The sequence below is a fragment of the Nonomuraea sp. NPDC050663 genome (assembly GCF_044456985.1).
In the GTDB taxonomy this organism is placed as follows: domain Bacteria; phylum Actinomycetota; class Actinomycetes; order Streptosporangiales; family Streptosporangiaceae; genus Nonomuraea.
The window spans coordinates 271,356-295,023 of sequence record NZ_JBITGL010000003.1 but is presented as its reverse complement, the minus strand read 5'-3'; the positions used below and the strand labels follow the sequence as shown (position 1 = coordinate 295,023).

The 23,668-nt window shown below is 69.9% G+C and carries 21 protein-coding genes; 11 read left to right on the top strand and 10 right to left on the bottom strand.

From position 1 onward, the window contains the following. Positions 1 to 8 precede the first annotated feature (8 nt). Positions 9 to 3,491, top strand: a complete 3,483-nt coding sequence (locus ACIBH1_RS10440; RefSeq protein ID WP_397313387.1) for a S8 family serine peptidase — start codon at positions 9 to 11, stop codon at positions 3,489 to 3,491. Here ACIBH1_RS10440 and ACIBH1_RS10435 read toward each other — a convergent pair. Further along, complete coding sequence (locus ACIBH1_RS10435; protein ID WP_397313386.1) at positions 3,454 to 4,233, bottom strand: SGNH/GDSL hydrolase family protein; 780 nt, start codon at positions 4,231 to 4,233, stop codon at positions 3,454 to 3,456. The two genes, ACIBH1_RS10440 and ACIBH1_RS10435, sit on opposite strands and share 38 nt — an antisense overlap. Before the next feature lie 106 nt (positions 4,234 to 4,339). On the opposite strand from ACIBH1_RS10435, the gene ACIBH1_RS10430 reads away from it, so the two are divergent. The 4 genes from ACIBH1_RS10430 to ACIBH1_RS10415 are packed head-to-tail and all read left to right on the top strand — an operon-like array spanning position 4,340 to position 8,089. Then, a complete protein-coding gene (locus ACIBH1_RS10430; protein ID WP_397313385.1) occupies positions 4,340 to 5,203 on the top strand; it encodes a DUF4394 domain-containing protein in 864 nt (287 codons plus the stop codon). Between the two features lie 51 nt (positions 5,204 to 5,254). Further along, positions 5,255 to 6,916 carry a CocE/NonD family hydrolase gene (locus ACIBH1_RS10425; RefSeq protein WP_397313384.1) on the top strand — a complete coding sequence of 554 codons (1,662 nt, stop codon included), beginning with the start codon at positions 5,255 to 5,257 and terminating at the stop codon, positions 6,914 to 6,916. Positions 6,917 to 6,920: 4 nt separating this feature from the next. Then, positions 6,921 to 7,469 carry a VOC family protein gene (locus ACIBH1_RS10420; protein WP_397313383.1) on the top strand — a complete coding sequence of 183 codons (549 nt, stop codon included), beginning with the start codon at positions 6,921 to 6,923 and terminating at the stop codon, positions 7,467 to 7,469. Further along, a complete protein-coding gene (locus ACIBH1_RS10415) occupies positions 7,469 to 8,089 on the top strand; it encodes a carboxymuconolactone decarboxylase family protein (protein WP_397313382.1) in 621 nt (206 codons plus the stop codon). The genes ACIBH1_RS10420 and ACIBH1_RS10415 overlap by 1 nt, the downstream gene beginning before the upstream one ends. Before the next feature lie 90 nt (positions 8,090 to 8,179). Here ACIBH1_RS10415 and ACIBH1_RS10410 read toward each other — a convergent pair whose 3' ends face one another. Genes ACIBH1_RS10410 through ACIBH1_RS10400 form a run of 3 tightly spaced genes read right to left on the bottom strand, consistent with a single transcriptional unit; the run spans position 8,180 to position 11,015 of the window. Then, positions 8,180 to 8,956 carry an ABC transporter ATP-binding protein gene (locus ACIBH1_RS10410; RefSeq protein WP_397313381.1) on the bottom strand — a complete coding sequence of 259 codons (777 nt, stop codon included), beginning with the start codon at positions 8,954 to 8,956 and terminating at the stop codon, positions 8,180 to 8,182. Then, on the bottom strand, positions 8,953 to 9,993 hold the full coding sequence (locus ACIBH1_RS10405) for a FecCD family ABC transporter permease (RefSeq protein ID WP_397313380.1): 1,041 nt from the start codon (positions 9,991 to 9,993) through the stop codon (positions 8,953 to 8,955). The genes ACIBH1_RS10410 and ACIBH1_RS10405 overlap by 4 nt, the downstream gene beginning before the upstream one ends. Beyond that, the gene (locus tag ACIBH1_RS10400; protein ID WP_397313379.1) at positions 9,990 to 11,015 is read right to left on the bottom strand and encodes a FecCD family ABC transporter permease; all 1,026 of its coding nucleotides are present in this window, start codon (positions 11,013 to 11,015) and stop codon (positions 9,990 to 9,992) included. The genes ACIBH1_RS10405 and ACIBH1_RS10400 overlap by 4 nt, the downstream gene beginning before the upstream one ends. A 60-nt stretch (positions 11,016 to 11,075) precedes the next feature. Here ACIBH1_RS10400 and ACIBH1_RS10395 point away from each other — a divergent pair, with 60 nt between their 5' ends. Next, positions 11,076 to 11,603: a hypothetical protein gene (locus tag ACIBH1_RS10395; protein ID WP_397313378.1), complete on the top strand. Its 528-nt coding sequence runs from the start codon at positions 11,076 to 11,078 to the stop codon at positions 11,601 to 11,603. A 24-nt stretch (positions 11,604 to 11,627) separates the two neighbouring features. Here the strand turns inward: ACIBH1_RS10395 and ACIBH1_RS10390 are convergent, their stop codons facing one another. Further along, positions 11,628 to 12,662 carry an ABC transporter substrate-binding protein gene (locus ACIBH1_RS10390; RefSeq protein WP_397313377.1) on the bottom strand — a complete coding sequence of 345 codons (1,035 nt, stop codon included), beginning with the start codon at positions 12,660 to 12,662 and terminating at the stop codon, positions 11,628 to 11,630. Positions 12,663 to 13,088: 426 nt separating this feature from the next. Here ACIBH1_RS10390 and ACIBH1_RS10385 point away from each other — a divergent pair, with 426 nt between their 5' ends. Beyond that, positions 13,089 to 13,859: a phosphotransferase family protein gene (locus tag ACIBH1_RS10385; RefSeq protein WP_397313376.1), complete on the top strand. Its 771-nt coding sequence runs from the start codon at positions 13,089 to 13,091 to the stop codon at positions 13,857 to 13,859. A gap of 524 nt (positions 13,860 to 14,383) precedes the next feature. On the opposite strand, the gene ACIBH1_RS10380 is transcribed toward ACIBH1_RS10385, so the two are convergent. Then, positions 14,384 to 15,856 (bottom strand): hypothetical protein, encoded by a 1,473-nt coding sequence (locus tag ACIBH1_RS10380; RefSeq protein ID WP_397313375.1) that lies wholly within the window; start codon positions 15,854 to 15,856, stop codon positions 14,384 to 14,386. 304 nt (positions 15,857 to 16,160) lie between these two features. Between ACIBH1_RS10380 and ACIBH1_RS10375 the strand changes: the two genes are divergently transcribed. After that, the gene (locus tag ACIBH1_RS10375; protein WP_397313374.1) at positions 16,161 to 16,601 is read left to right on the top strand and encodes a VOC family protein; all 441 of its coding nucleotides are present in this window, start codon (positions 16,161 to 16,163) and stop codon (positions 16,599 to 16,601) included. A 1,624-nt stretch (positions 16,602 to 18,225) separates the two neighbouring features. Here the strand turns inward: ACIBH1_RS10375 and ACIBH1_RS10370 are convergent. Then, entirely contained in the window at positions 18,226 to 18,705 is a 480-nt protein-coding gene (locus ACIBH1_RS10370; protein WP_397313373.1) for a DUF6326 family protein, read from the bottom strand. A gap of 553 nt (positions 18,706 to 19,258) precedes the next feature. On the opposite strand from ACIBH1_RS10370, the gene ACIBH1_RS10365 reads away from it, so the two are divergent. Continuing rightward, entirely contained in the window at positions 19,259 to 19,873 is a 615-nt protein-coding gene (locus tag ACIBH1_RS10365) for a TetR/AcrR family transcriptional regulator C-terminal domain-containing protein (protein ID WP_397313371.1), read from the top strand. Positions 19,874 to 20,344: 471 nt separating this feature from the next. On the opposite strand, the gene ACIBH1_RS10360 is transcribed toward ACIBH1_RS10365, so the two are convergent. The 3 genes from ACIBH1_RS10360 to ACIBH1_RS10350 form a co-directional block, all read right to left on the bottom strand. Beyond that, the gene (locus tag ACIBH1_RS10360) at positions 20,345 to 21,055 is read right to left on the bottom strand and encodes a TetR/AcrR family transcriptional regulator (RefSeq protein ID WP_397313370.1); all 711 of its coding nucleotides are present in this window, start codon (positions 21,053 to 21,055) and stop codon (positions 20,345 to 20,347) included. 61 nt (positions 21,056 to 21,116) lie between these two features. Next, positions 21,117 to 22,337, bottom strand: coding sequence for an FAD-dependent monooxygenase (locus ACIBH1_RS10355; RefSeq protein ID WP_397313369.1), 1,221 nt, complete (start codon positions 22,335 to 22,337; stop codon positions 21,117 to 21,119). A gap of 43 nt (positions 22,338 to 22,380) precedes the next feature. Next, on the bottom strand, positions 22,381 to 22,743 hold the full coding sequence (locus ACIBH1_RS10350; RefSeq protein WP_397313368.1) for a DoxX family protein: 363 nt from the start codon (positions 22,741 to 22,743) through the stop codon (positions 22,381 to 22,383). A gap of 110 nt (positions 22,744 to 22,853) precedes the next feature. On the opposite strand from ACIBH1_RS10350, the gene ACIBH1_RS10345 reads away from it, so the two are divergent. Further along, positions 22,854 to 23,234: a winged helix-turn-helix transcriptional regulator gene (locus ACIBH1_RS10345; protein ID WP_397313367.1), complete on the top strand. Its 381-nt coding sequence runs from the start codon at positions 22,854 to 22,856 to the stop codon at positions 23,232 to 23,234. Between the two features lie 71 nt (positions 23,235 to 23,305). Then, positions 23,306 to 23,653, top strand: a complete 348-nt coding sequence (locus ACIBH1_RS10340; protein ID WP_397313366.1) for a hypothetical protein — start codon at positions 23,306 to 23,308, stop codon at positions 23,651 to 23,653. Positions 23,654 to 23,668: the final 15 nt, after the last annotated feature.

Here is a 23,668-nt window from a genome sequence, read left to right as displayed (position 1 = left end):
GTCAGCACATGGCTGGAAAGATCACCCGGGCGGTCTTATCCGCGTTCCTCACCCTCACCTTCACGAGCGGCGTCGCCCACGCCGCTCCGGATCCTGACAAGATCGACAAGGCGGTCGCCGCCGATCTGGATCAGGACGACAAGGCCACTTTCTGGGTCCGCGTCAAGGGCCAGGCGAGCCTGGCCGAAGCACGCCGGGCCACCACCAAGACGGCCAAGGCCAAGAGCGTCTACGAGACCAAGACCCAGTTCGCCAAGAGCACCCAGGCGAACGTCATCGACCTGCTGAAGTCGGTCAAGGCCGACTTCACCTCCTACTGGCTGGTCAACGCCGTCAAGGTGACCGGCGACGCCAAGCTGGCCGCCGAGCTCGCCAAGCTCCCCGAGGTCACGGCGCTCACCCCGATCCGGGTGCTGGAAGTGCCCAAGGTCGTCGAGGCACCCTCCCAGGCGCAGGTCAACGCCGTGGAGTGGAACATCGACCGCGTCGGCGCCCCCCGCGTCTGGAGCGAACTGGGCGTGCGCGGCGAGGGCATCGTCGTGGCCCACATCGACACCGGCGCCGATCTCACCCACCCCGAGATCGCTTCGCGGTATCGCGGCCGCAACGCCGACGGCACCTTCGACCACAACTACAACTGGCACGACCCGGCCGACATCTGCCCGACCGCCGCGCCCTGCGACAACCAGGGACACGGCACCCACGTGATGGGAACCATGCTCGGCCAGAACGGCATCGGCGTCGCACCCGGCGCCACGTGGATCGCCGCCAAGGGCTGCGAGGCCCGCACCTGCAGCGACGCCTCGCTGCTGTCGGCCGGCCAGTGGATCGCCGCGCCGACCGACCTCAGCGGCGCCAACCCGCGCCCGGAGCTGGCCCCCGACATCGTCAACAACTCGTGGGGCGGCCCCGGCGGCGACCCCTGGTACCAGGAGATCGTCGACTCGTGGGTGGCCGCGGGCATCTTCCCGATGTTCTCCAGCGGCAACTCCGGCCCCGCGTGCGGCACCGCCGGATCGCCCGGTGACTACCTCAACAGCTACAGCACCGGCGGCTTCGACATCAACAACGCGATCTACACCAACTCCAGCCGCGGCTCGGCCTCCCGGCCGGAGACCAAGCCCAACATCTCCGCTCCCGCGGTGAGCGTGCGCTCGTCGGTCCCCGGCGGCGGCTACGACAACTACACCGGCACCTCGATGGCCTCGCCCCACGTGGCGGCCACGGTCGCGCTGATGTGGTCGGCGGCCCCGGCGCTCATCGGCGACATCGACGCCACCCGCCAGCTGCTCGACGACACCGCGATCGACGTCGACGACCTCGGCTGCGGCGGCACCGCCGACGACAACGGCAACTGGGGCGAGGGCAGGCTCGACGCCTTCGCCGCCGTCCAGGCCACCCCGCGCGGCGGCATGGGCGGCCTCGGCGGCACGGTCACCTCCGGCGGCAGCCCGGTGAGCGGCGTCACCGTCACCGTCTCCGGGCCGCTGGACCGCTCGGTGGTCACCGGCCCCGACGGCACGTACGCCTTCCCGCGCCTGAGCCCGGGCGACTACCAGATCACCGCCTCCAAGTACGGCTACGAGAACGCCACCGGCACCGCCACGGTCGTGGCCGACCAGAACGCGACCGCCGACCTGTCCCTGACCCAGCTGCCGTCAGCGACGGTCTCCGGCACGATCACCACGGCCGGTACGGCGGAGCCGAACGCCACGGTCGAGGCGGTCGGCACCCCGGCGAGCACGACGACCGACGCGCAGGGCCGCTACAGCCTCTCCCTGCCCCTGGGCACCTACACGCTGCGGATCACTCCGGGCTCGCGGTGTTCCAGCGGGGCGCAGGCCGAGGTCGTGGTGACCGGTGACGTGACCAAGGACGTGGAGCTGCCGCTGCGTGGCGACAACTTCGGCTACACCTGCCGCAGCGGGGCCGAGCCGTACGTCCAGGGAACGGAGAAGCTCGCCCTGACCGGCGACGACCAGGGCCAGCGGGTCACCCTGCCGTTCGCCTTCCCCTTCTACGGCGTGGCCCAGACCAACGCCCTGATCAGCACCAACGGCTACCTCAACATGTCGGGCAACGACACGGTGACGGGCAGCAACGGCACGATCCCCTCGACCGCATCGCCCAACAACTCCGTCTACGCCTACTGGGACGACCTGGTCGCCGACGCGGAGTCCGGCATCTACACGGCCTCGTCGGGCACCGCGCCCAACCGCCAGTTCGTGGTCGAGTGGCGCAACGTGAAGTTCTACAACGCCACCGACCTGCGGATCTCCTTCTCACTGATCCTGAGTGAGAACGGCTCGGTCTCCTACCGGTATGCGAGCATTGACTCCGAGCGCGAGCGCGGCACCAGCGCCACGATCGGCGTCGAGAACGCCACGGGCACCGACGCGCTGCTGTACTCCTACGAGGGCGCGGCGGTCTCCAGCGGCCAGTCGATCACCATCTCGGCCAGCCGCCACGGCCTGGTCACCGGCGTGGTGTCCGACGCCAACGACGGCAAGCCGCTGGCCGGGGCGACGGTCAAGATCGGCGACGTGGCGACCTTCACCACGATCGCCGACGGCTCCTTCTACGGCCAGGTGCTCGCGGGCGACTACCAGGTGACGGTCTCCAAGGAGCACTACGGCACCTTCACCCAGGAGGTGACGGTGGCGGCGGGTTCCGTCACCAGGATCGACACCGCCCTGGTCACGGGTGCGGTCGCGGCGAGCGTGGGCGAGATCACCGTGGTGATGCCCACCAACGCCACCCGCACGCGGACCTTCGAGCTGACCAACCTCGGCTCGCCGGCCGCCTACACCGTCACCAGCGAGGCGGGCTGGCTGACCGCCGCGCCCACCTCGGGTGAGCTGGCCAAGGGCGCCAAGGCGACGGTGACCGTCACCGTCTCCAGCGCCGGGGTGGCGCCCGGCACGACGCAGGCGGCCAAGCTGATCGTCAAGTCGAACAGCGGGCGCAAGCCGATCTCCGAGGTGCTCGTGACCGTGGTGGTGCCCAAGCTGCAGGTCGCGGTCGACGCGGGCGGCACCAAGTCCTCCGTCGACGCGGTCGGCGACGCCTGGAGTCCGGACCGCAAGTACTCTGCCGGTTCCTACGGCTGGGTGGGCACCAGCAACCGCACCCACACCACCAACCGCACGATCTCCGGCACCTCCGACCAGGCGCTGTATCGCACCGCGCGGGAGAACATGCTGGAGTACCGCTTCGACAACGTGCCCGCGGGCACCTACACGGTGGAGCTGGGCTTCGCCGACACCCGCGGCTCGCAGATCGGCAGGCGCGTCTTCGACGTGCTGGTCGAGGGCCAGCTGGCCATCCCGGCGCTGGACCTGGCGCTGGAGGTGGGCAACTACACCGCCAGCGCCCGCTCCTACACCACGACGGTGACCGACGGGCAGCTCAACGTGCGCTTCGCCGTACGGCAGGGCCAGCCGATCGTGAACCTCATCCGGATCTCCGAGCGTCCGGATAAATCGGGATAAGGTCCGGCCGTTTGGGGTCCACCTCGTCCCCTGACGATCGCCCGTTGAACCGGCGGGTGATCCAGGGGGCGAGGTGGACCCTGGCCCAGTGCAGGTCGTCGCGCCTGTTGAGGGTCCAGCCCTGCTGCGGCACGTACGGGTAGGGGTTGCGCCAGTCGTCGTCGACCGGCAGCCCGATCACCTCGGCGGCGCGCAGCGCCACCCGGCGGTGGCCGTCGGAGCTGAGGTGCAGCCGGTCCTCGCTCCAGGCGCGCCGGTCGCGGAAGGTCGGCATCGGCCACAGGTCCACCAGGAGCGTGTCGTGGCGCCGGGCGATGTCGTGGATGTGCAGGTTGTACTGTTCGATCTTCGTGTGCGCCAGCCGCATGACGGGCACGTGGCGCAGGTCGAAGCCGGTGAACAGGAGCACCTGCGCGCCGGATTCCCTGATCCGCCGCACCCCTTCCTCCAGCCAGCGGGCCACCTGCTCCACCCGCGCCCCCGGCCGGATGATGTCGTTGCCTCCCCCGCACAACGAGACCAGGTCGGCTCCACTGGCCACGGCCGCAGGCACCTGCTCCCGCACGATCTGCTGGATGAGGCGGCCGCGCACGGCCAGGTTGGCGTAGCGCAGTCCCGGATCCCGCGCCTCGATGTGTTCGGCCAGGCGATCCGCCCAGCCCCGGTACCCCTGTTCGGCGGGGTCTTCGAGCCCCTCGGTGAAACTGTCCCCCAAGGCGACAAATGCCGTGATTCGTCCCATGACCCGACAGTGTGCCAACAATCGATCTCCTTACGCGACCGTAGGCAATCCGCGGCGGGCTCCGCACCGAAGTACCGGGGACAGCAACCTCACCCAAGGAGCACCCATGCGAAAGGCACTCATGGCGGGCCTGCTCGCCGTGGCGGCGGGGACTCTCGCGGCCTCCCCCGCGAGCGCGGCGACCACCCACCGGGCAGGACCCACCGTCATCGGCCTGACCGACGACGGCACCCTCGTCGCCTTCCAGGCCGACAACCCGCGCTCCACCAACCGGATCGGCAAGGTCGCGGGGCTCAGGGGCGACGCCAAGGTCGTCGGCATCGACTTCCGCGTCCAGGACGGCAAGCTCTACGCCGTCGGCGACAAGGGCGGCGTCTACACCCTCGACGCCCGCGCCAGGGCGAGCAAGGTCTCCCAGCTCACCGTCGACCTCGACGGGCGCAGCTTCGGCGTCGACTTCAACCCGGCCGCCAACCGGCTGCGGGTGATCAGCGACACCGGGCAGAACCTGCGGCACAACATCGACGACGCCATGGGCGCACCCGCGGCGGGCATGACCGTGACCGACGGCAAGCTCACCAACCCGCCCGTGCCCCCGGCCACCACCGGCGTCACCGCCCTGGGCGTCACCGGCGCCGCCTACACCAACAACGACCTGAGCCCGGCCACCGCCACGACGCTGTTCGACGTGGACACCACCGGCGACCAGGTCTCCCTGCAGTCGCCCGCCAACGCGGGCTCCCTGGCGCCCACCGGCAAGCTGGGCGTCGACGCCGGACCCGTGGCCGGGTTCGACATCCACAGCAAGGTGCGCGACGGCGTGACGGTGTCGAACACCGCCTACGCCACGCTGCGCGTCAACGGCGCCTACCGTTTCTACACGGTCAACGCGCTGACCGGGAACGCGATGCTCATTGGAACGTTCCCGAGCAGCCGCCAGGTCGTCGACGTCGCGGTGACCCTGCGCTGAGCGAGGGACCCGGGCTACCGCACCCCGGGCTCCATCTGTTACTCATGAGTAATGGCCTTTCGCGTCCGGCTGCAACGTGATCTCCCCGTGCCGATGCCCGACGGCGTCGTCCTCCTGGCCGACCGCTACATCCCGGTGGGGGCCGAACGGCCGCCGACGATCCTGATCCGCTCTCCGTACGGCAGGCGCGGCGCGTTCGGCTGGGCCTTCGGCCGCGGCTTCGCCCGCCAGGGCTTCCAGGTCGTCATGCAGAGCTGCCGCGGCGGCTACGGCTCCGGCGGCCTGCTCGACCCGCTCGGCGACGAGCACGACGACGGGCTCGCCACCGTCGCCTGGCTGCGGCGCCAGAGCTGGTACGGCGGGACGTTCGGCATGTTCGGACCCTCCTACCTGGGCTACACCCAGTGGGCGATCGCCCCCTACGCCGGGCCCGACCTCAAGGCCATGGCGGTGCAGATCAGCGCCTCCCAGTTCCGCGACGCCGCCTACGTGGGCGGCGCCTTCGCCCTGGAGTCGACGCTGTCATGGACCACGCTCACCCACGCGATGACCGGGCGGTTCGGCGCCACCGCCATCCTGCGCGCCCCGCGCAACGCGCGGCGGGCGGTGCTGTCCAAGCGGGCCGTGGACGAGCTCGACCTCGTCTCGGCCGGGCAGCCGCTGGCCTTCTACCGGGACCTGCTCGGGCACCACGCCGACCCGGCTGTGCCGTACTGGAGCAAGCGCGACTTCTCCGCCGCGGTCGGCGAGGTCGAGGCGCCGGTCACCCTGGTCGGCGGGTGGTACGACGTGTTCCTGCCGTGGCAGCTGCGCGACTACCTGACGCTGCGCGCGGCCGGGCGGCGGCCCCAGCTGACCGTGGGGCCCTGGTACCACGTCGACCCGCGGCAGGGGCGCTACTCCACCGCCGACGCGCTGGCCTGGTTCCGCGCGCACCTCATGAGCGACCCGTCCGGGCTGCGGGCCGACCCGGTGCGCCTGCACATCACGGGCGCCGGCGAGTGGCGCGACTACCCCGACTGGCCGGTGCCCGGCATGCGCGCCGAGCCCTGGCACCTGCAGCCCGGGTTCGGCCTGTCGCCGGACAACCCCCGGCCCTCGGAGCCCGACCGGTACCGATACCACCCGGAGCACCCGACGCCGGTGATCGGCGGGCCGGTGCTGCTGTCCAACTCGCTGCCGCGCGACCAGCGCCGGCTGGAGGCGCGGCGCGACGTGCTCGTCTACAGCGGCGAGCCGCTGCGGGAGGACCTGGAGGCGATCGGGCCCGTGTCGGCGCGGCTGTGGGTGCGCTCCAGCACGCCGCACGTGGACATCGTCGTACGGCTGTGCGACGTGCATCCGGACGGGCGCTCGATGAACGTGTGCGAGGGGGTGCGGCGGCTGCGGCCGTCGGGAGGCGCCCTCGACGACCAGGGCTCTTCCCCGGCCCCTTCTACTCTCGCCCCTCCCCCCTCCTCCTCTCTTTCGTCGGCGGAGCCGGATGCCGACGGGTGGCGGCGAGTCGAGGTGGAGTTGTGGCCGATCGGGCACCGGTTCAAGGCGGGGCATCGGGTGCGGGTGCACATCGCCAGCGGCGCCTACCCCACCATTGCCCGAAATTTCGGGACAGGCTCGCTGGCGTCCGCTTCAGACGAGATGGTCCCGGCCGACATCGAGGTGTCCCATTCGCCGGAACATCCTTCTGCTCTGCTGCTTCCGCGCGTTAAATGAGCCTATGAACACCGAATTCGAGCTGCGCGGCGTCAACCACCTAGCCCTGGTCTGCTCGGACATGGAGCGCACCGTCGACTTCTACTCCGGCATCCTGGGCATGCCGCTGATCAAGACGATCGAGCTGCCGATGGGCTGGGGCCAGCACTTCTTCTTCGACTGCGGGGGCGGCAACGCGCTGGCGTTCTTCTGGTTCCCCGACGCGCCCGAGCCCGTGCCGGGCGTCTCGGCGCCGAAGAACCTGCCCGACAGAGGCGAACTGCTGTCGGCGGTCGGCTCGATGAACCACATCGCCTTCGACGTGCCGCCCGAGCTGATCGAGGAGTACCGCGACAAGCTCATCGCCAAGGGCGTCGACGTAGGGGTGCTGCTCAACCACGACGACAGCGAGTTCGGCGTCGCCCCCTCCGTGCACGAAGGGGTGTTCGTGCGCTCGATCTACTTCAAGGACCCCGACGGCATCCTGATCGAGTTCGCGTGCTGGCTGCGGGAGCTGAACCTGCCCTCCGACGTGCGCCACCAGCCCAAGACCGCCGCCGAGCGGACGGTCTGATGCCGCGCCTTCGTGAGGTCCCCTCCGACGAGGTGACCGACTCGCTCACGCGCTACTTCTACGACCGGCTCTTCTCCCCCGACCGCGAGGGCACCGCCACCGGCTCCCCCGGCACCTGGTGGACGGTCTTCGCGCTCGACCCGCGCATACTCAAACACTGCGTGCAGGGCTTCCAGCTCTACCGCTCGGGAGGGCTCGACCCGCTGCTGCGGGAACTGGGCCAGACCCGGGCGGGGTGGGCGCGGCAGTCGCAGTTCGTCTACTCGCAGCACTGCAAGCAACTGCGCGCGCTCGCCGTACCGGAAGAGAAGATCGCGGCCGTGGCCGCGTGGCAGGTCAGCGAGCACTTCGGCGAGCTCGAACGCGCCGTGCTCGCCTACACCGACGGGCTCGTCCTCGACGGCGGGCGGGTGGCCGACGAGGTCTTCGCCGTACTCAAGAAGCATCTGCCCGACGAGCAGATCCTCGAGCTGACCTACGTGACGTGCCTGTACGAGATGCACGCCACCATGTCGAGGGCGCTGCGCCTGGAGTTCGACGACCGGCCCGAGCCGATCGTCGAGGTCCCGGCCCCCGACGAGTTCGGCAACCGGGACATCACCGACGACTTCGCCCGCTAGCGCCCTTACTCGCCAGGAGCCCTTATTCGCCGGGAGCCCTTACGCGCCGGGAGCCCTTATTCGCCAGGAGCACCTACGCGCCAGGAGCTCTTATTCGCCGGGCACCACGATCGGGGTCCCCGCCACCGGATCGGTGACGATCACACAGGACAGGCCGAAGACCTTCTGCACCAGCTCCGCCGTGATCACCGACGCGGGCGGCCCCTCGGCGACGATCGAGCCGTCCGCCATGGCGATGATGTGGTCGCAGTAGCGGCTGGCCAGGTTCAGGTCGTGCAGCACGGCCACGATCGTCTTGCCCTGCTCGCCGTTCAGCTTGCGCAGCAGGCGCAGCAGCTCGACCTGGTGATTGATGTCGAGGTAGGTGGTGGGCTCGTCGAGCAGCAGCAGGTCGGTGTCCTGGGCGAGCGCCATCGCCACCCAGACGCGCTGCCGCTGCCCGCCCGACAGGCCGCGCAGCGGGCGGTCGATCAGGTCGGCGGTGTCGGTCGCCGCCAGCGCCAGCGTCACCGCCTCGTGGTCACGCTCGGTCCAGCGGCGGAACCAGCCCTGGTGCGGGTAGCGCCCGCGGCCGACCAGGTCGGCGACGGTGATGCCGTCGGGCGCGACCGGCGTCTGCGGCAGCAGGCCCAGCACCTTGGCCACCTCCAGCGTGCTCAGCTCGGCCATCGGGCGGTCGTCGAGATAGACGGCGCCCTTACGGGGCTTGAGCAGGCGGGCCATGCCGCGCAGCAGCGTCGACTTGCCGCAGGCGTTGGCCCCGACGATGGCGGTCACCTTGCGGTCGAGCACGGTGACGTCGAGGTTGGTGACGACCGTCGCGTCGTCGTATCCGAGGGAGAGCCCTTCGGCGCGCAGTCGGGTCATCCGCCTGTTCCTTGTCGATTCGTGGTGGCCAGCAGCCACAGGAGGTACGGCGCGCCGACCGCACCGGTCACCACGCCCGTCGGCAACGGCGCGGGCAGCAGGTGAACGGCGACGAGGTCGGAGGTCAGCAACACCGCGGCGCCCACGAGCGCGGCCGGGGCGATCCCGCCGGTCGCGGGCCCCAGCAGCCGGTTGGCGATCGGCCCAGCCACGAGCGCCACGAAGACGATCGGCCCCGCGGCCGCGACGGCCAGCGCCAGCAGCACCACCGACGTCGCCAGCAGCCCAGCCCGCGACAACTCCGCCGACACGCCCAGCCCGCGCGCCGCGTCGTCGCCGAGCTCGAGCATCCGCAACTGCCGCTGCAACATCATCGCCACCGGCAGCAGCACCACCAGCGACCCCAGCAGCAGCCGCAGCTCCGTCGGGTTCGCCTGGCCCACGGAGCCGGTCAGCCAGTGCATCGCCTGCCGCGCCTCGAACAGCTGGGCCCTGGTGAGCACGAACCCGATGAGCCCGTCGAAGAACGCCGCCACACCGATGCCGATCAGGATGAACCGGTAACCGCTCACCCCGTCCTTCCAGGCGAGCAGATACATCAGCAGGGCCGCCACCACCGCGCCGCCCAGCGCCAGCCCGGCCACCACCAGCCCGCCGACCTGGAAGAACACGATCCCGCTGACCGCCGCCAGGCTCGCGCCCGACGACATGCCCACGAAGTCGGGCGAGGCCAGCGGGTTACGCAGCAGATGCTGGAAGATCGTCCCCGAGGCTCCCAGGGCCAGCCCCACGGCCAGCCCCGTAGCGGCCGTCGGCAGGCGCAACCCCAGCACCACGAAGTCGAGGCTGGGGTCGTCGATCGTGCCGAGCAGCGACCCGAGCACCTCGGCGGCGCTCAGCTGGAAGCTGCCGACCATCATGGTGACCACGAACAACGCGAAGACCACCAGGGCCAGCCCGCCGGTCACCACCGCCGTGCGGGTCGTACGGCGGCGCCGGTCGGCGCGTACGGCTTTCGCCACGGTCAGGGTGGTCATACTTCCGACATCCGTCCATAACGCACGATCACCACGAACACCGGCGCGCCCAGCACCCCGAGCACCACGCCCACCTGCAGCTCGCCCGGCGCCCCCACGACCCGGCCGAGCACGTCGGCCAGCAGCAGGATGATCGGCGCCAGCAGCATGGAGTACGGCAGCAGCCATCGGTAGTCGGGCCCGCAGATGAGCCGCGCCAGGTGCGGCACCACCAGGCCGATGAAGACGATCGGCCCGCACGCCGCCGTCGCCGCCCCGGCCAGCACCGCGACCACGCCGAACGCGACCGCCCTGGTCAGGCCGACCCGTTGCCCCAGTCCGCGCGCCACGTCCTCGCCGAGCGCCAGCCCGTTGAGCATGCGGCCGAGCCCCAACGCCACCACCAGGGCGACGATCAGGAACGGCGCCACGCCGACCAGCACCGGCATGTACCTGCCTGCGAGCGCCCCGACCTGCCAGAACCGCAGCTCCTGCAGCGCGTCGACGTTCGTCATCACGATGCCGGTCGTCACCGACGTGAGCCCCGCGGTCACCGCCGCCCCCGCCAGCGCGAGCTTCACCGGCGTGGCGCCCTCCCGCCCCATCGAGGCGATCGTGTACACCAGCAGCGTCGCGATGACGGCACCCGCGAAGGCGAACCAGATGTAGAGGCTGACGCCCCGGATGCCCAGCACGGTGATCGCGAAGACCACCATCACGGCGGCGCCCGCGTTGATGCCCATGATCCCGGCATCGGCCAGCGGGTTACGGGTCACCCCCTGCAGGATCGCGCCCGCGACGCCGAGCGCCGCACCCACCAGGATGCCGATCAGGGTGCGCGGCACCCGCAGTTCGAGGGTCACCGTACTGGTGATCGCCTCGTCGACCGACAGGCCGCCGAGCGCGCGCATCACCTCGGGCAGGCCGATGTCGCGCGCTCCCTGCGTGACGCTCAGGAAGGCCGCGACGGCCAACAGGACGAGCAGCACCACGAGCCCCGGCCCGAGAAGGGAGGCCCGGCGTGCTTTGAGGGTTTGTGTCATCGTGCGTGGGTGTGGGTCATGGTCCTGGGTGGGGTTGAGGGGGGTCATGCCGTGAGGGTCATGTCAGAGGCCGCCGTGGTCGGGGGCGCTGCCGGCGAAGAGGTCCCCGCACACGGCCAGCCACCAACAGGCAGCCAGCCGCTGTCGTGCAGCACGTCACCACGGGTCAGGGGGGTCGACGCCGTCGCGCCGCGGGTCAGCGCCGTGCAGCGGGCCAGCGCCGTGCAGCGGGCCAGCGCCGTGCAGCGGGCCAGCGCCGTGCAGCGAATCAACGTCGTCCCGTGGACCGAACCCGTCCCGCGGACCGAACCCGTCCTGCGGATCGAAGCCGTCCCGCGGATCACCGCCGAACGAGCGATCACCGGCCACTGGCCGATCACCCGCGAACGACCGATGCCCGCCAAACGCGTGATCACCGCCAAGCGCCTGGCCACCACCTTTGGCCCGGCCGTCGCCTTGGGGGCCACCACCTTGGGCCTGGCCGTCGCCTTGTACCTGGCCGTCGCCTTGCGCCTGGCAACTGCCAACCGCCCGGCCACCGCCTTGGGCCTGGCCACAGCCAGGGGCCTGGCCACCATGGTGCGGTGACCAGACCTCACCGATCGACGGCGATCAGTCACCGATGTTCTCGTCGGCACTCTTGATCGCCTCAGTGAGCTTGTCCAGCTCGGTCGCGAAGTGCCCGAAGGTGTGCATCCAGTACGCCGGCCAGGAGGCAACTGCGCCAGCCTTTGCAGCCTTGATCTTGAACCACGTCGGCTGCTTGGTCCCCCACTCGTCGTTGGAGGTCGGCTTGAAGGAGCGCCCGTCCCACAGGATCAGGTCAGGCTGGTACCGGTCAGCGTTCTCCCAGCTGAGCGACTCCCAGTACGGGAAGTCGGCGTCAGGCTTGGAGGGATTGATGACCTTCAGCCCCCACTTCTGGAAGTCCAGCAGCTCGGGGGCGTACTCGGGGTTGGCGACGTACACCTTGTCGTCGGCGGGCGACATCCCCAGCGCGGTCAGGCCGGGCTTGGCCGACACCGTCTCCTTGAAGCGGGCGACCGCCTCCTCGAACCGCTTCTTGTTGGCGGCGATCTCCGGCGAGTCGACCTTGGCGCCGAGGCTCTTGGCCAGGTCCTCGTACCCCTTGGCCAGGTCCTCGATGGACTTGCCCTGCGAGACGCCCACGATCGGAGCGAGCTCCTTGAGCTTCTTGCTCTTCTCGTCGACGCCCTCCTCCAGACCGCTGTGCGCCTTCTCGGCGGGCCACCAGTCGGCCACGATCAGGTCGGGACGCAGCCCGGCGGCCTTCTCGACGTCGATCTTCCCCCACTCCTCGCCGAGCACCTCGATGCCCGTGAGGTCGAGGTCCTTCAGGTTGGGGTCCGTCTTCACCGACTCGTCGGCGTAGATGCCGACCGGCTTGATGCCGAAGGAAATGAGCGCGGCCGCCTCACCAGCGTGGGCGATGATCCGCGTGGGTGCCTTGTCGGCCTTGACGACCTGTCCATCGCCGTTGGTGAACTGCCAGGGACCGGCAGCGGCCGGAGCCCCGCTCCCGCTCGGCTGAGCGGCGGAGCTGGTACCGGCGGTGTTCTGCGAGCCGCAGCCGATGAGCACAAGGCTCAACGCCGCCACGACTAGAGCTGGACGTAGCGCACGCATGCGGCGTTCCTGTTCTCTCGGGGGGAAACTCCGCAATAAGTTAGGTTAGGCTAACCAACTTTGCAAGTCCACCCCAAACGCCAGATTGTTGATCGCCTGTGCTATACGGCACTACGAACCCGACCCCATGCCGCCACCGCCCATGACACAACCGGCCCCAGGGCACCACCGACCCCAGGGCCCAACCGATCCCGGGCACCACTGACCCCGAGCACAACCGATCCCGGGCACAACCAATCCTGGGCACAACCAACCCCACGGCACGACCAACCCCACGGCACGACCAACCCCACGGCACGACCAGTTCGACGGCACAAGGGACCGCTCACCTGCGAAGCGCTACGCACATCACCTACACGCCCCCTCCCGCCACCGCCGTATAGTCCCGCCACCTCGTCCGCGCTGCAGGCTGTAAACCCGGTGACGATGACGCTCGTCGCCGAGAGAATGGCCGACGTGAAGGAGATCATCGAGGTCGTAGTCGCCCATCAGCAGCGCGCGACTCTGCGTGTCGGTGATGTATTCCTGAAGATCGACACCGATCAGGCACGCATCGACGTAGAAGTCGAGGCGATGGCCATGGTGCCGCTCCCGACTCCTGAGGTGTTGTGGCGCAAGCCGCCTGTACTCGCGATCGCTGCTGTCCCTGGGATAGCTCTCGGGCGCCTTGGCGAGCCTTCGACCTCCTCTCCGGCCGCGTGGGCCGCCGCGGGCGCCGCAGTCCGGATGCTGCACGATGCGCCGCTGCCGCCATGGCCCGGTCGCAGCCTCGACGAGATCACTTCCGAACTCGATCAGGAATGTGAGCTGCTCGTCACGAACGGCATCCTCCCTGCCGATCTCGTCACGCGTAACCGTCAGGTCGCCGAGGCCGCGCTCCGGCCTTGGACGCCCGCGTTCATTCACGGCGATCTGCAGATCTGTCACGTGTTCCTCGAAGGCGACAAGGTCACTGGCGTGATCGACTGGTCGGAGGCGAGCCAAGGGGACGCCCTGTACGACCTCGCCACCCTGACGCTCGGGCATGAGGAGCACCTTGACGCCCTCGTTGCCGGGTACGGCCGCGATGTCGACCTCGATGTGATCCGCGGGTGGTGGTCTATTCGAAGCCTGCTGGCCATTCGGTGGCTGGTGGAACATGGGTACGACCCGTCCTTGCCGGGTTGCGAGGTCGATGTGCTGAAAGCACGGATGTAGGCAGTAACCCCGCCCCACAGCCATCCGGGCCTACCTTCCTCGGCGCCCGTCTTCGCGTCTACCTAGGTCGTGGCACTTCCGCCGCCGCGCACGGCGAGTGGTGGCTCGGTTCGACTCGCGCCCGTTCTCACCCCGCGGGGAGTGACATCACGTTGCGGCCGTCTTCTTGGCCTCACAGAGGTGGCGTCCGTGCCGTACCGCTCCTCGCCCGGCGGAGGTATACGTACAGCGCGATGCTCGACCCGGCGGGGGTCTACGCACGGCCGATGCTCAGCCCGGCGGGGGGTCATATCGCGTGCTCGACCCCGCGGAGATCGCCCGCGGAGCTACCGGAGATCCAGCGTCGGTCGAGCGAAGGCGTGGTGTCCGTGCCGCGCTGTGCCGTGCCGTGCCGTGCCGTGCCGTGCCGCGCTGTGCCGTGTGCCGTGCCGTGCCGCGCTGTGCCGTGTGCCGTGCCGTGCTGTGCTGACGCGGGGAACGGCGGGCGGGCGGCACGCATCGTCGTGAGGCCTCCGCCCGGACTCTCAGCGGGCTCTCGAGTGGCCTGGTCGTCGGCGCTTGGGGAGCGAGGTCGCTGACCACAGGGCGAGGGCGGCGTAGGCGCAGAGGACGGCGAGGCCGGCCCATGGTGAGAGGGGGAAGTAGCCCGTGGCCGGCAGGTAGAAGTTCTCTACCTGGGCGTATTCACTGACGCTCTGTTGGATCGCGAATCCGGCTGCGGGGGTGAATATCAGGAGCCATTCGCCTATGCCTGCGAGGGCGAGGAGGTAAGGGACAAAGATCAGCGTCGTGGTTGCCGTGATGGCTACGAGGGTGCGCTTGAGCAGGCCGCCTATGGCGACGGACAGGACGGCGACGGCGGCGAAGAGGAGGCCGGTGCCGACGATCAGCTGGAGGTATGTCGGCCAGGCGATTGGGTGTGGGTGGACGCCTTTGGACGGCAGGATGGCCAGGCTGACGGGGATCACGATGGCGGCGGGGATCACTCCGGCGGCGAAGGATGCTGCGCCTATGACAGCTGCCTTGGCAGGGAGGGTGGTGCCGTTGGGGCGGGATTCGGACGTCGTCGCGTAGGTGGTTGCGATGATGATGACGAGGAGCAGGGCTGCAAAGCCGCCGATGAGCATGCGCTCGATGGGCTGGCCGTCGGTGCTGGGGGCGATGTCGCCGACGCCGGTCACCGTGAACGTGTCGCCTGAGCGGATGAAGGCTCCCGGGTGGTGGGGAGTGACGCCGTCGAGCTCCATCGTCACGCCGATGTCGTCGTGCTTCCAGGTGCCGGCTTGGGGGGTGAGATGGTCGAAGGTGGCGGTGGCTTCGGCGAAGCGGGATTCGGGGCCTGATCCGCTGTTGGTGATGGCGCCGGGAGAAGCGGCGAAGAGGCCGATTTGCACTGTGTCGGGCAGGCCGTCGAGGGTTGCCTTGCCTACCTCGGTCCATTGGTTGCCATCGGCTGATTCGAAGCCGGTGAGGGTGTCGCCGGTGCGGGTCAGGCGTAGCCAGTGTGGGTAGCCGTCAGCCGATGAGCCTGCCGTGTCTTCTGTGAAGTTGTGCTGCATGCGGACGCCGTGCTCGGCGGTCACCATGATGGCGGCGTACGGGGAGCCCTGGTTGACGCCGTCCTTGACCATGAGGCCGGCCTTGGCCCATGGCACGAGGCCGGGGACGGGGGCTGGGCCGGCTCCTGTGCCCGGGGGTGGGGGTTGCTTGATTCGGCCGGTCATGGCGGTGACTCGGACGGTGAGGCTGCCGTCGCCCCGCAATGGCTGGTGGACGAAGGAGAAGTGGTCTTGGACGGCTTGGCCGCCGGGGCCGAGGATGGGGGCTGGGCAGGGCTCAGGGACTTCTGTGCGGGTTTTCAGGTCGAATGTTCCGCAGGTGGCGTTGGAGGTGGCGGCAAGGGTGAGGCCCGCTGCCAGGGTGATCAAGGTTACCGTTATCAGGCCGATGAGGCGGGCGCGGCTTGTTACGAAGGTGGTCCAGGCTGCGCGGATCACGGGGACTGCCATCCTGCCGTGGTGCGCGGCTGAGCGTTCGGGGTGGTCGGGGGTTCGGCCGTGGGTTTCATGGGTGGCAGATTAGGCAGCGGAGGCTGCCGGGGGCGTCACGCCGGGGAGCGATCTTCCGCCTCCCTGGTGTCAGGGATGAGGGTCCCTCGTACGGGGGATGGATTCTGCGCTGAAGGCCCCGAGGACCGGATCCCGAAGATGGTGCCATGAGGGTGTCGGAAATGGGGTGTCGGCTCCGTCCAAGGGGCAGAGGCGGCCCGGTGGTGGGCCGCACCACGTGAAGGAGGTCGGCATGGCGCTGCAGCGGATGGACAACGTTCTCATCGTGGTCGAGGATCTCGACGCCGTCATCGCGTTCTTCGTCGAGATCGGCATGGAGGTGGAGGGCAGGGGGCCGGCCGAGGGGCGCTGGGTGGAGCGGGTCATCGCGCTCGACGGGGTGCGGCAGGAGGTCGCGATGCTGAAGACGCCGGACGGGCATGGGCGGATCGAGCTGGCCATGTTCCACACGCCTGAGGTGATCAGGCCGGAGCCGAGGGACGCGCCCGCGAACACGCTGGGGATTCGTCGGGTCATGTTCGCGGTCGATGACATCGAGGAGGTCGTGGGGCGGTTGCTCAACCACGGCGCCGAGCTGGTGGGTGAGGTGGTGGACTACGAGGACGTCTATCGGCTCTGCTACGTCCGGGGGCCGGAGGGCATCGTCGTTGGGCTGGCTCAGCAGCTCGGCTGAGAGGTGGCGGGGACCTCGGTCGCCATCTTGCAGGGGGCGCCGCCTGGGCTCGGCCTGCGCGATTGCGGGGCGGTGGCTCTGGCGCCATGTCGCGGCGGTCAGGGGCCTGGCCTGTCACAACGGCTGTGGGCAGAGCCCTGGCGTGTCGCATGGCTGTGGCAAGGGGCCGTCCCTGGGCCGCCGCTGTGCTGTCGCGGGCCGTGCCGTCCGTCGCTGGGCCGCCGCTGTGCTGTCGCGGGCCGTTGCTGGGCCATCGCGGGGGCCGTCGCGGGGCCGTCGCGGGGCCGTCGCGGGGCCGTCGCGGGGCCGTCGCGGGGCCGTCGCGGGGCCGTCGCGGGGCCGTCGCGGGGCCGTCGCGGGGCCATCGCGGGGGCCGTCGCGGGGCCATCGCGGGGGCCGTCGCGGGGCCGTCGCGGGGCCGTCGCGGGGCCGTACGCCTTCTTGTTCCGCAGGTCGGACGGGTAGAAGCTCGCCTCGGTGCGCGAGGAGACGGGTCAGGCCACCGGGGGAGGATCCGCGCGTCCGAGGCGGATGCGAGCACCGGAAGGCTCTCCCGTCATGTCCACACCCTCGTGCGCAGAGCTCGAGAAAGGCCTCCGCCTCCTGGATGGTGGCAAAGTCCAGATCTGCCAAGGCGAAACGCCTCGGTCGAGACGCCAGCCGAGATCGCTTCGTGAACTGCGCGCGCACCCACAGGTAGCCGAGCAAAGTGAGCACGGCGCACCCGGCGATCGTCATGAAGAACGGGACCACCGACGGCGGACCCGCCAGCAGGCCTCGCAGGGTCTCGATGAGCGGGGTGAGCGACTGGGGCCCAGCTGATAGCGGCACGCCCAGCCCTTTCTTGCCAGTCGGCGCCAGCCGGATGATGGCCATGTGGCTCTTGAACCTGGCACCGTAGCGGGCCGGCGGCGTCGCGGCCGCCATCAGTGAACCGTTCATGGCCGTTACGGTCGCTGGGCGCTCTGATGAGCAGCTGGCGTCGCGCTGACACGGGTGCTGACACGAGCGCTGATACTGTCGGTTCCGGCGTAGGCATGGACCTCGCCCCTGGAACGTGCCGGCAGCGCCGGCCAACACGCCTTATGTGACCGACAGGATCAGGACGCTCTGGCCTGCAGGAAGAGGCTCAGAACCGATGGCTGTGCCGAAGCCGGGCGATCGAGGTGACCAGCCGGAAGCCACGGGCCGTGAGGCGACCGCGGCGAGTGCACGGCATACCGCCTCCTTCATATACGGCGGGAAGGCGCGTTCAGCGTCGGGGGCCCAGGCGCTCGACCGTGGCCTTGTCATGGATCTGAGGCCGGCCGAGTATCCAGCGATGACGACGAGGGTGGTTGGGCCGACCGCCAGGTGGCCGATGAGCATCGCCAGGAGCACGTGCAGGATCAACCAGGGAAGACGATCGGCCGCCCAATCGGCCCAGGTATCCGGCGTGCGCTGAGACGCCGGCTCTGCGGGGAGCGATGTTGGGCACCGCGGACCCCCGGCGGCTGGGCCCCGGGTAGCTGTCGGCCGCCTGCGCGAACAGCGCCGCGGACGTCTCGGCCGGCCGTTCGTGAGCAAGTTGCTATGCGTATAGCGCGACTGAGGTGGTCACCCGTCGGGCCGGTGTCCGCGGTGGCTACTGTCGGAGGTCGACCGTCGCAGGACCGGCGGCTGGGACGGCGAGGGCTCGGGGCCACGTCCACGCGGAGCGCAGGATGAAGGTTAGGAGCAGTACCTCGATTCCAATGGAGAGGCCGTAGAAGAAGGCCCAGTCCCAGGACTCCCCTAGCGCGTTGACCACGGAGTAGGGGATGTAGAGCGAGGCGACGACGAGGTTCGTGCCGCGGTTCGCGCGGCCGGGCAGCGTTATGGAGAGCATCACCATCACGGCGGGGATCGCCACAGACGCGAGCATCATGGTCAACAACGTCGGGCTGATGTCGAATTCGAAGACGACGCCGGCCAGGATGTTGTCGACCGTGCCGGGCTTGTAGAGGTGGAAGTAGTCGACGTAGATGTAGAGGAACATGAAGCTGGTCCATGCGGCGGCGATCTTGGCCTGCACGGGAATCGGCGGGTTGTCGAGCAGGGTCGGCGATTTCGTTCGGGTGGTCATCGGGTTCCTCCTTCGTTAGGGCGGTCCCTGCGCCGGTGGGGCGGCAGGGTGGGGTGTGCACGCACGGGGTGGGGCTGGCGTTCAGGCTGCCGAGGGAAGGTCGTCGTCTGACGGCCGGACCGACCCCAACGGCCCACGCCGGACGGCTCACCGGTCGTGACGGAGCAGTCGCCGGGATGTACCGAGGCAGGCGTGCCCGTCTGGACGAGCCCAGCGACTTGACCTAGCGGCGGCGGTAGTTCGTCGTCGGACGACCCCGCATCGAGGGTGGGTTGGGCGCGGTGCTGGGCGGCCCGGGCCCGCAGCGTGCTCAGCCCGGCCGGACTCATGCTCGGCGCCAGGTGTGCTCCGGCATTCGATTGTTGTTCGATTCCCACGGCAGCCTCCCCATGGCCGAGCTGCGACTCGCGCTGCTTTCGTACACCGTACTTCGTACGCTGTACTATGATAGTACGATGTACGAAAGTCAAGCCGTTCGAGAGCGAGGAGAAGCGTGCCTGGGAGGCAACGGCGCCAGGTCGCCACAGACGCGGGGCTGAGCAAGCAGCGAGTGGTGGTCGAGGCGGTACGGCTCGCCGACCGCGAGGGGGTCGACGGGCTGAGCATGCGCCGGCTGGCCGGCGAGCTCGGCGCGGGCGCAATGTCGCTCTACTACTACGTGGCGAACAAGGAAGAATTGCTGGACGCCATGATCGATATCGTCTTCGGGGAGATCGAGCTGCCGCCCGCAGACACCGGCTGGCAGTCGGCGATGCGGCGGCGGGCGGTGTCCGCCCGTCAGGTTCTCGCGCGTCACCCGTGGGCGATCGGCCTCATGGAGTCGCGGACATCGCCGGGGCCCGCGAACCTCCGACACCGCGAGGCGGTCACCGCCTGCCTGCGGAGGGCCGGCTTCTCGGTCGTGATGGCGACGCACGCCAACTGGTTGCTCGACAGCTACGTCTACGGGTTCGCGCTGCAGGAAGCCAACCTGCCGTTCGACACCGCCGATCAGCTCGCGGGCATGACCGAGGACGTCTTCCTGCCCCAGCTTTCTCCTGACGAGTTTCCCTACCTCAACGAGTCCGCCGCAACGCTCGCCGCTGCGGGCTACGACCCGGCGCAGGAGTTCTTCTTCGGCCTCGATCTCGTCCTGGCCGCGCTGGAGCCGCTGAGAGGCTCCGCGTAGTTCGCGGTGGTCGGCTTCCAGGGCGGCCAGGACGAGGTCGTTAATTGGTTCGGGGGAGGCCGCCCGGCCATGAGCCTGTGTTGAGTGGCTGCTCGGCCGCCAGCGCTTGCAGCCACGGCTGCAGCAGCCGTGGTTCGGTCAGGCATAGGCAGAGGCATAGGCCGACAGCAGCGTGGCGGCCGGCGTCACGTCGACGTTGAGCTCGGTGGACAGGGCAGGGAGACGGGGGTCCCTGGGCGTGGCGGGACGGTCGCGGGAGCCGGTTCATCGGTCGCGGGGATCCGGCACCAAGGAAGCGCACCGCACCCGGGCGCGCCGAAGCACGCCGCACCCGGGCGTTCCGGAAGCACACCGCACCCAGGCGTTCCGGACGAACACCGCACCCAGGCGTGCCGGAAGCGCACCACACCCGGCGCCCGGCACACACGCCACGCCACCCCCCGCCCAATACGCCGCGATCGATCTCCCCGCTCACTGGCGAGGCGTCTGCCCTCGCTCGATGATGTCCAGCACCCCCTCCCGCGTCCTGCGGAACACCGTCACCGTCTCCTCCGCCGCCGCGAAGACGCTCTGTTCGCCCGGCGGCAAGGCCGGTTCGAGCAGCAGGGCGACGGCGTCGGCGAGGATCTCCCCAGGGTCCGCCGCACTAGACGGAGCCGATCCCGGGTCCGCCATGGCGGCGCCGAACCCGGCCAGAACCGCGTGCATGCCGTACGACTGGTCGGCCAGCGGCCGGTCCTGGCGGATGAGGCCGTGACGCCGCAGGATCGGCATCACCGCCTCGCACAGCGCGCTGGGCTGGGTGCGTGCGAACAGGTCGCGGTCGGCGCCCTGGACGGTGAGCAGGTGGAGCAGGTCGACCGCGAGGCGGTGGGCGAGGGGGGAGCGCAGCCCGGTGCGCAGGAGCAGCGGGGCCAGGTGCCGTGGCCGTACGGCGTCGGGGGTGGCGGTGATGCGGGCGATCACCTCGTCGAGGAAGGTCAGCAGTTCGCGGGCGAACAGTCCCAGGATGAGGTCTTCCTTGGTGGGCCAGTACAGGTAGACGGTGCCTTTGCCGACGCCGGCGGCGCGGCTGATCTCCGAGACGGTGACCTTGCCGGCGCCGTGGTCGGCGACCAGTTCGCGCGCGCTGTCGAGGATGCGGGCGGCCTTGCGCGAGTGCTGTTCGACGAGCCGGTTCACCGGGATCGTTCCTCCTCCGGGGCCGGTCGGCGTCTCAGGCGGCTGAGGCGGCTCAGGCGGCTCAGGCGGCGGCGACGTCCAGCTCCTTGTTGCTCATGTCGGGACCTCTCATTATCTTGCCCATCGCCCTGGCCAGGGCCGGGGTGCGCATCATGCGCATCATCATGGCGCGCGCGAGTTGTTCCCCGCGGTCGTGCGGGGTGAAGATCTTGCGCATGAACAGGGCGCTGTCCTGCTCGGTGGAGATGAAGGGCCGCATCCTGGCCTCCCAGGCGGCGAGGGCGGCGGGCAGGTCGCCGGGGTGGCGTCGCAGCATCGTGCCGAGGAGTTCGGCTCCGGCGATGCCGCTGGAGGCGCCCATGCCGGCGTAGAGGGTGACGCACCAGGCGGCGTCGCCGATGAGGACGACGCGGCCGTGGTGCCAGCTCGGCATCTTGACCTGGTTGACGGAGTCGAAGAGGTGCTCTGGCGCCTGCTCGAACCGGCTGAACAGGTGCTCCAGCAGCGGGCCTGGCGGTTGCGGGCCGAAGGCGGCGCGGATGGAGTCGATGGGCGGGCGCCGGAACTCGGCGTCGAGGTCGCGGGTGCGGTAGGAGAACAGCAGGCTCGGCGGGTGGTCGCGGAAGGGGAAGACCGTCGCCGAGCGTCCCGGTTCGGCCAGGGTGAGGCCTTCGTCCTGGCGGAAGCCGTCGACCGGCCCGTCGAGGACGGTGACGCCGATGACGTAACCGAGCGGGCTCAGGAAGCCGCCGCCGAAGGCCAGCTCTCGTACGGCGGAGCGCATGCCGTCGGCGCCCACGACCAGGTCGAAACGCTCGGTGGTCGTGGCGCCCGAGGAGGTGTCGTGGAGGGTGACCTCGGCGGCCGAGGAGTCCTGCGTGATGCGGGTGGGGATCGTCGAGTAGCGGATCTCCACGTCGGCGGGCAGGGCGGAGTACAGGGCCTGCTCGATGTCGCCGCGCAGCAGTTGCCGCGGCCGTCCGGGCAGTCCCGCCGAGCTCATGCCGGGACGGCGGCGGCCGGCCCGGTTGACCTCGTGGTTGACCAGCGGCGACGGGGTGCGGTCGCCGATCGTGTCGAGCACGCCGAGCCTGCGCGCCGACGCGACGCCGGTGGTGAACAGCATGATGAAGTACCCGCCCGCGCGCCGGGAGGGCGCGCGTTCCACGATCACGGGGTCCCAGCCGATCTCGCGCAGCCGGAGTGCGGTGGCGATGCCGGCGATGCCGAGGCCGACCACCAGGGCGCGGCCGCCGTGCTGCGGGGTCGTGTAGTCGTCCATGAGACGACGATATCCGAGAAACTGACCAATCTGGTCATTCTGGTCAGTTTGCGATGGCCAGCCACAGCGTGGCGCCGATGAGGACGAGGAGCGCGAGGTTGAGCCAGATCGCGCTCGCCTCCCCGCGCCGCAGGTGGAGCACGGTGGCCGAGACCTGGATCACCGCGAACCCGATCGCGGCGGCGACGGCCAGCCAGGGCGCCATCCCGGTGAGCGGCGGCAGGATCAGCCCCACCGCGCCGAGCACCTCCAGGAACCCGATCGCCCGCACGAACGGCATGGGCACGGTGTCGACCCACCCCATCATGGGCCGCAGCCGCTCCTGGCTCTGGACGACCTTCTTGCCGCCCGCGTAGAGGAAGAAGAGCGCCAGCAGCGCCGCGACGATCCAGTAGGTGATCTCCATGATCCGCACCTCGAAGGCAATGGTTACTGACAGGAAGTAGCCACATGATGCGTCACTATTGAGGGGCGTACAAAAGGCACACGCGTGTGCGTTACCCACAGAGGACTGTCATGTCGGAGTACGAGCACACCTGCATGATCCGGGGCGACGGAGGGCGGACGATCCGGGCCATCCTCGACCGCATCTGCAACAAGTGGACGCTGCTGATCGTGGCGACCCTCGACCAGGGACGGCTGCGCTTCGGCGACCTGCACCAGCAGGTCCCGGGCATCTCCCAGCGCATGCTGACCCTGACGCTCAGGAACCTCGAGCGCGACGGCCTGGTGTCGCGCACGGTCCACGCGGAGGTGCCGCCGCGCGTGGAGTACGCCCTGACCGCGACCGGCAAGAGCCTGATCCCGCCCGCGCTGGCCCTGGCGGGGTGGGCGATCGAGCACGTCCCGCACATCGAGGCCAGCCGCACCGCCTACGAGTCGAGAAACGCCACCTGACGGGCGGCGCCGATGAGATCTACCCTGGAGGGCAGGAAGGTGCACGATGCCCGCCACAAGGGAGGTGCACGATGCCCGCCAAAGTGGACTTCACCCACCGGCCCAGGACCAGCTCCGACGAGGAGCTCGCCGAGCCCGGCACCTGCGTGGTCTGCGGGTTCCGGGTGAGCGCCGCCGACCCGAGCATGCACGAGGGCGAGATCCGCGGGCTGGCCGTCGAACCGGGCGACCAGACCACGCTCGGATACGCCGAGGCGCTGGTGCGACAGGAGCTCGCCGAGACCCACGTGTTCCTCACCGACACCCAGCTGGACCTGCTCGCCCAGCGGGTGGTGCAGGCGCTGCACCAGCGCGGCGCGCTCAGGGTGCGCCGCGCCGACTGGCGCCCGCCGAGGGACACGAGGGTCCCGGCACGATAACCGGCATGACAGCCC

Coding starts and splice junctions, on each gene's coding strand:
- ACIBH1_RS10440 (WP_397313387.1), top strand. CDS start 9: ATGGCTGGAAAGATCACCCGGGCGGTCTTATCCGCGTTCCTCACCCTC.
- ACIBH1_RS10435 (WP_397313386.1), bottom strand. CDS start 4,233: ATGGGACGAATCACGGCATTTGTCGCCTTGGGGGACAGTTTCACCGAG.
- ACIBH1_RS10430 (WP_397313385.1), top strand. CDS start 4,340: ATGCGAAAGGCACTCATGGCGGGCCTGCTCGCCGTGGCGGCGGGGACT.
- ACIBH1_RS10425 (WP_397313384.1), top strand. CDS start 5,255: ATGGCCTTTCGCGTCCGGCTGCAACGTGATCTCCCCGTGCCGATGCCC.
- ACIBH1_RS10420 (WP_397313383.1), top strand. CDS start 6,921: ATGAACACCGAATTCGAGCTGCGCGGCGTCAACCACCTAGCCCTGGTC.
- ACIBH1_RS10415 (WP_397313382.1), top strand. CDS start 7,469: ATGCCGCGCCTTCGTGAGGTCCCCTCCGACGAGGTGACCGACTCGCTC.
- ACIBH1_RS10410 (WP_397313381.1), bottom strand. CDS start 8,956: ATGACCCGACTGCGCGCCGAAGGGCTCTCCCTCGGATACGACGACGCG.
- ACIBH1_RS10405 (WP_397313380.1), bottom strand. CDS start 9,993: ATGACCACCCTGACCGTGGCGAAAGCCGTACGCGCCGACCGGCGCCGC.
- ACIBH1_RS10400 (WP_397313379.1), bottom strand. CDS start 11,015: ATGACACAAACCCTCAAAGCACGCCGGGCCTCCCTTCTCGGGCCGGGG.
- ACIBH1_RS10395 (WP_397313378.1), top strand. CDS start 11,076: ATGTCAGAGGCCGCCGTGGTCGGGGGCGCTGCCGGCGAAGAGGTCCCC.
- ACIBH1_RS10390 (WP_397313377.1), bottom strand. CDS start 12,662: ATGCGTGCGCTACGTCCAGCTCTAGTCGTGGCGGCGTTGAGCCTTGTG.
- ACIBH1_RS10385 (WP_397313376.1), top strand. CDS start 13,089: ATGACGCTCGTCGCCGAGAGAATGGCCGACGTGAAGGAGATCATCGAG.
- ACIBH1_RS10375 (WP_397313374.1), top strand. CDS start 16,161: ATGGCGCTGCAGCGGATGGACAACGTTCTCATCGTGGTCGAGGATCTC.
- ACIBH1_RS10370 (WP_397313373.1), bottom strand. CDS start 18,705: ATGACCACCCGAACGAAATCGCCGACCCTGCTCGACAACCCGCCGATT.
- ACIBH1_RS10355 (WP_397313369.1), bottom strand. CDS start 22,337: ATGGACGACTACACGACCCCGCAGCACGGCGGCCGCGCCCTGGTGGTC.
- ACIBH1_RS10350 (WP_397313368.1), bottom strand. CDS start 22,743: ATGGAGATCACCTACTGGATCGTCGCGGCGCTGCTGGCGCTCTTCTTC.
- ACIBH1_RS10345 (WP_397313367.1), top strand. CDS start 22,854: ATGTCGGAGTACGAGCACACCTGCATGATCCGGGGCGACGGAGGGCGG.
- ACIBH1_RS10340 (WP_397313366.1), top strand. CDS start 23,306: ATGCCCGCCAAAGTGGACTTCACCCACCGGCCCAGGACCAGCTCCGAC.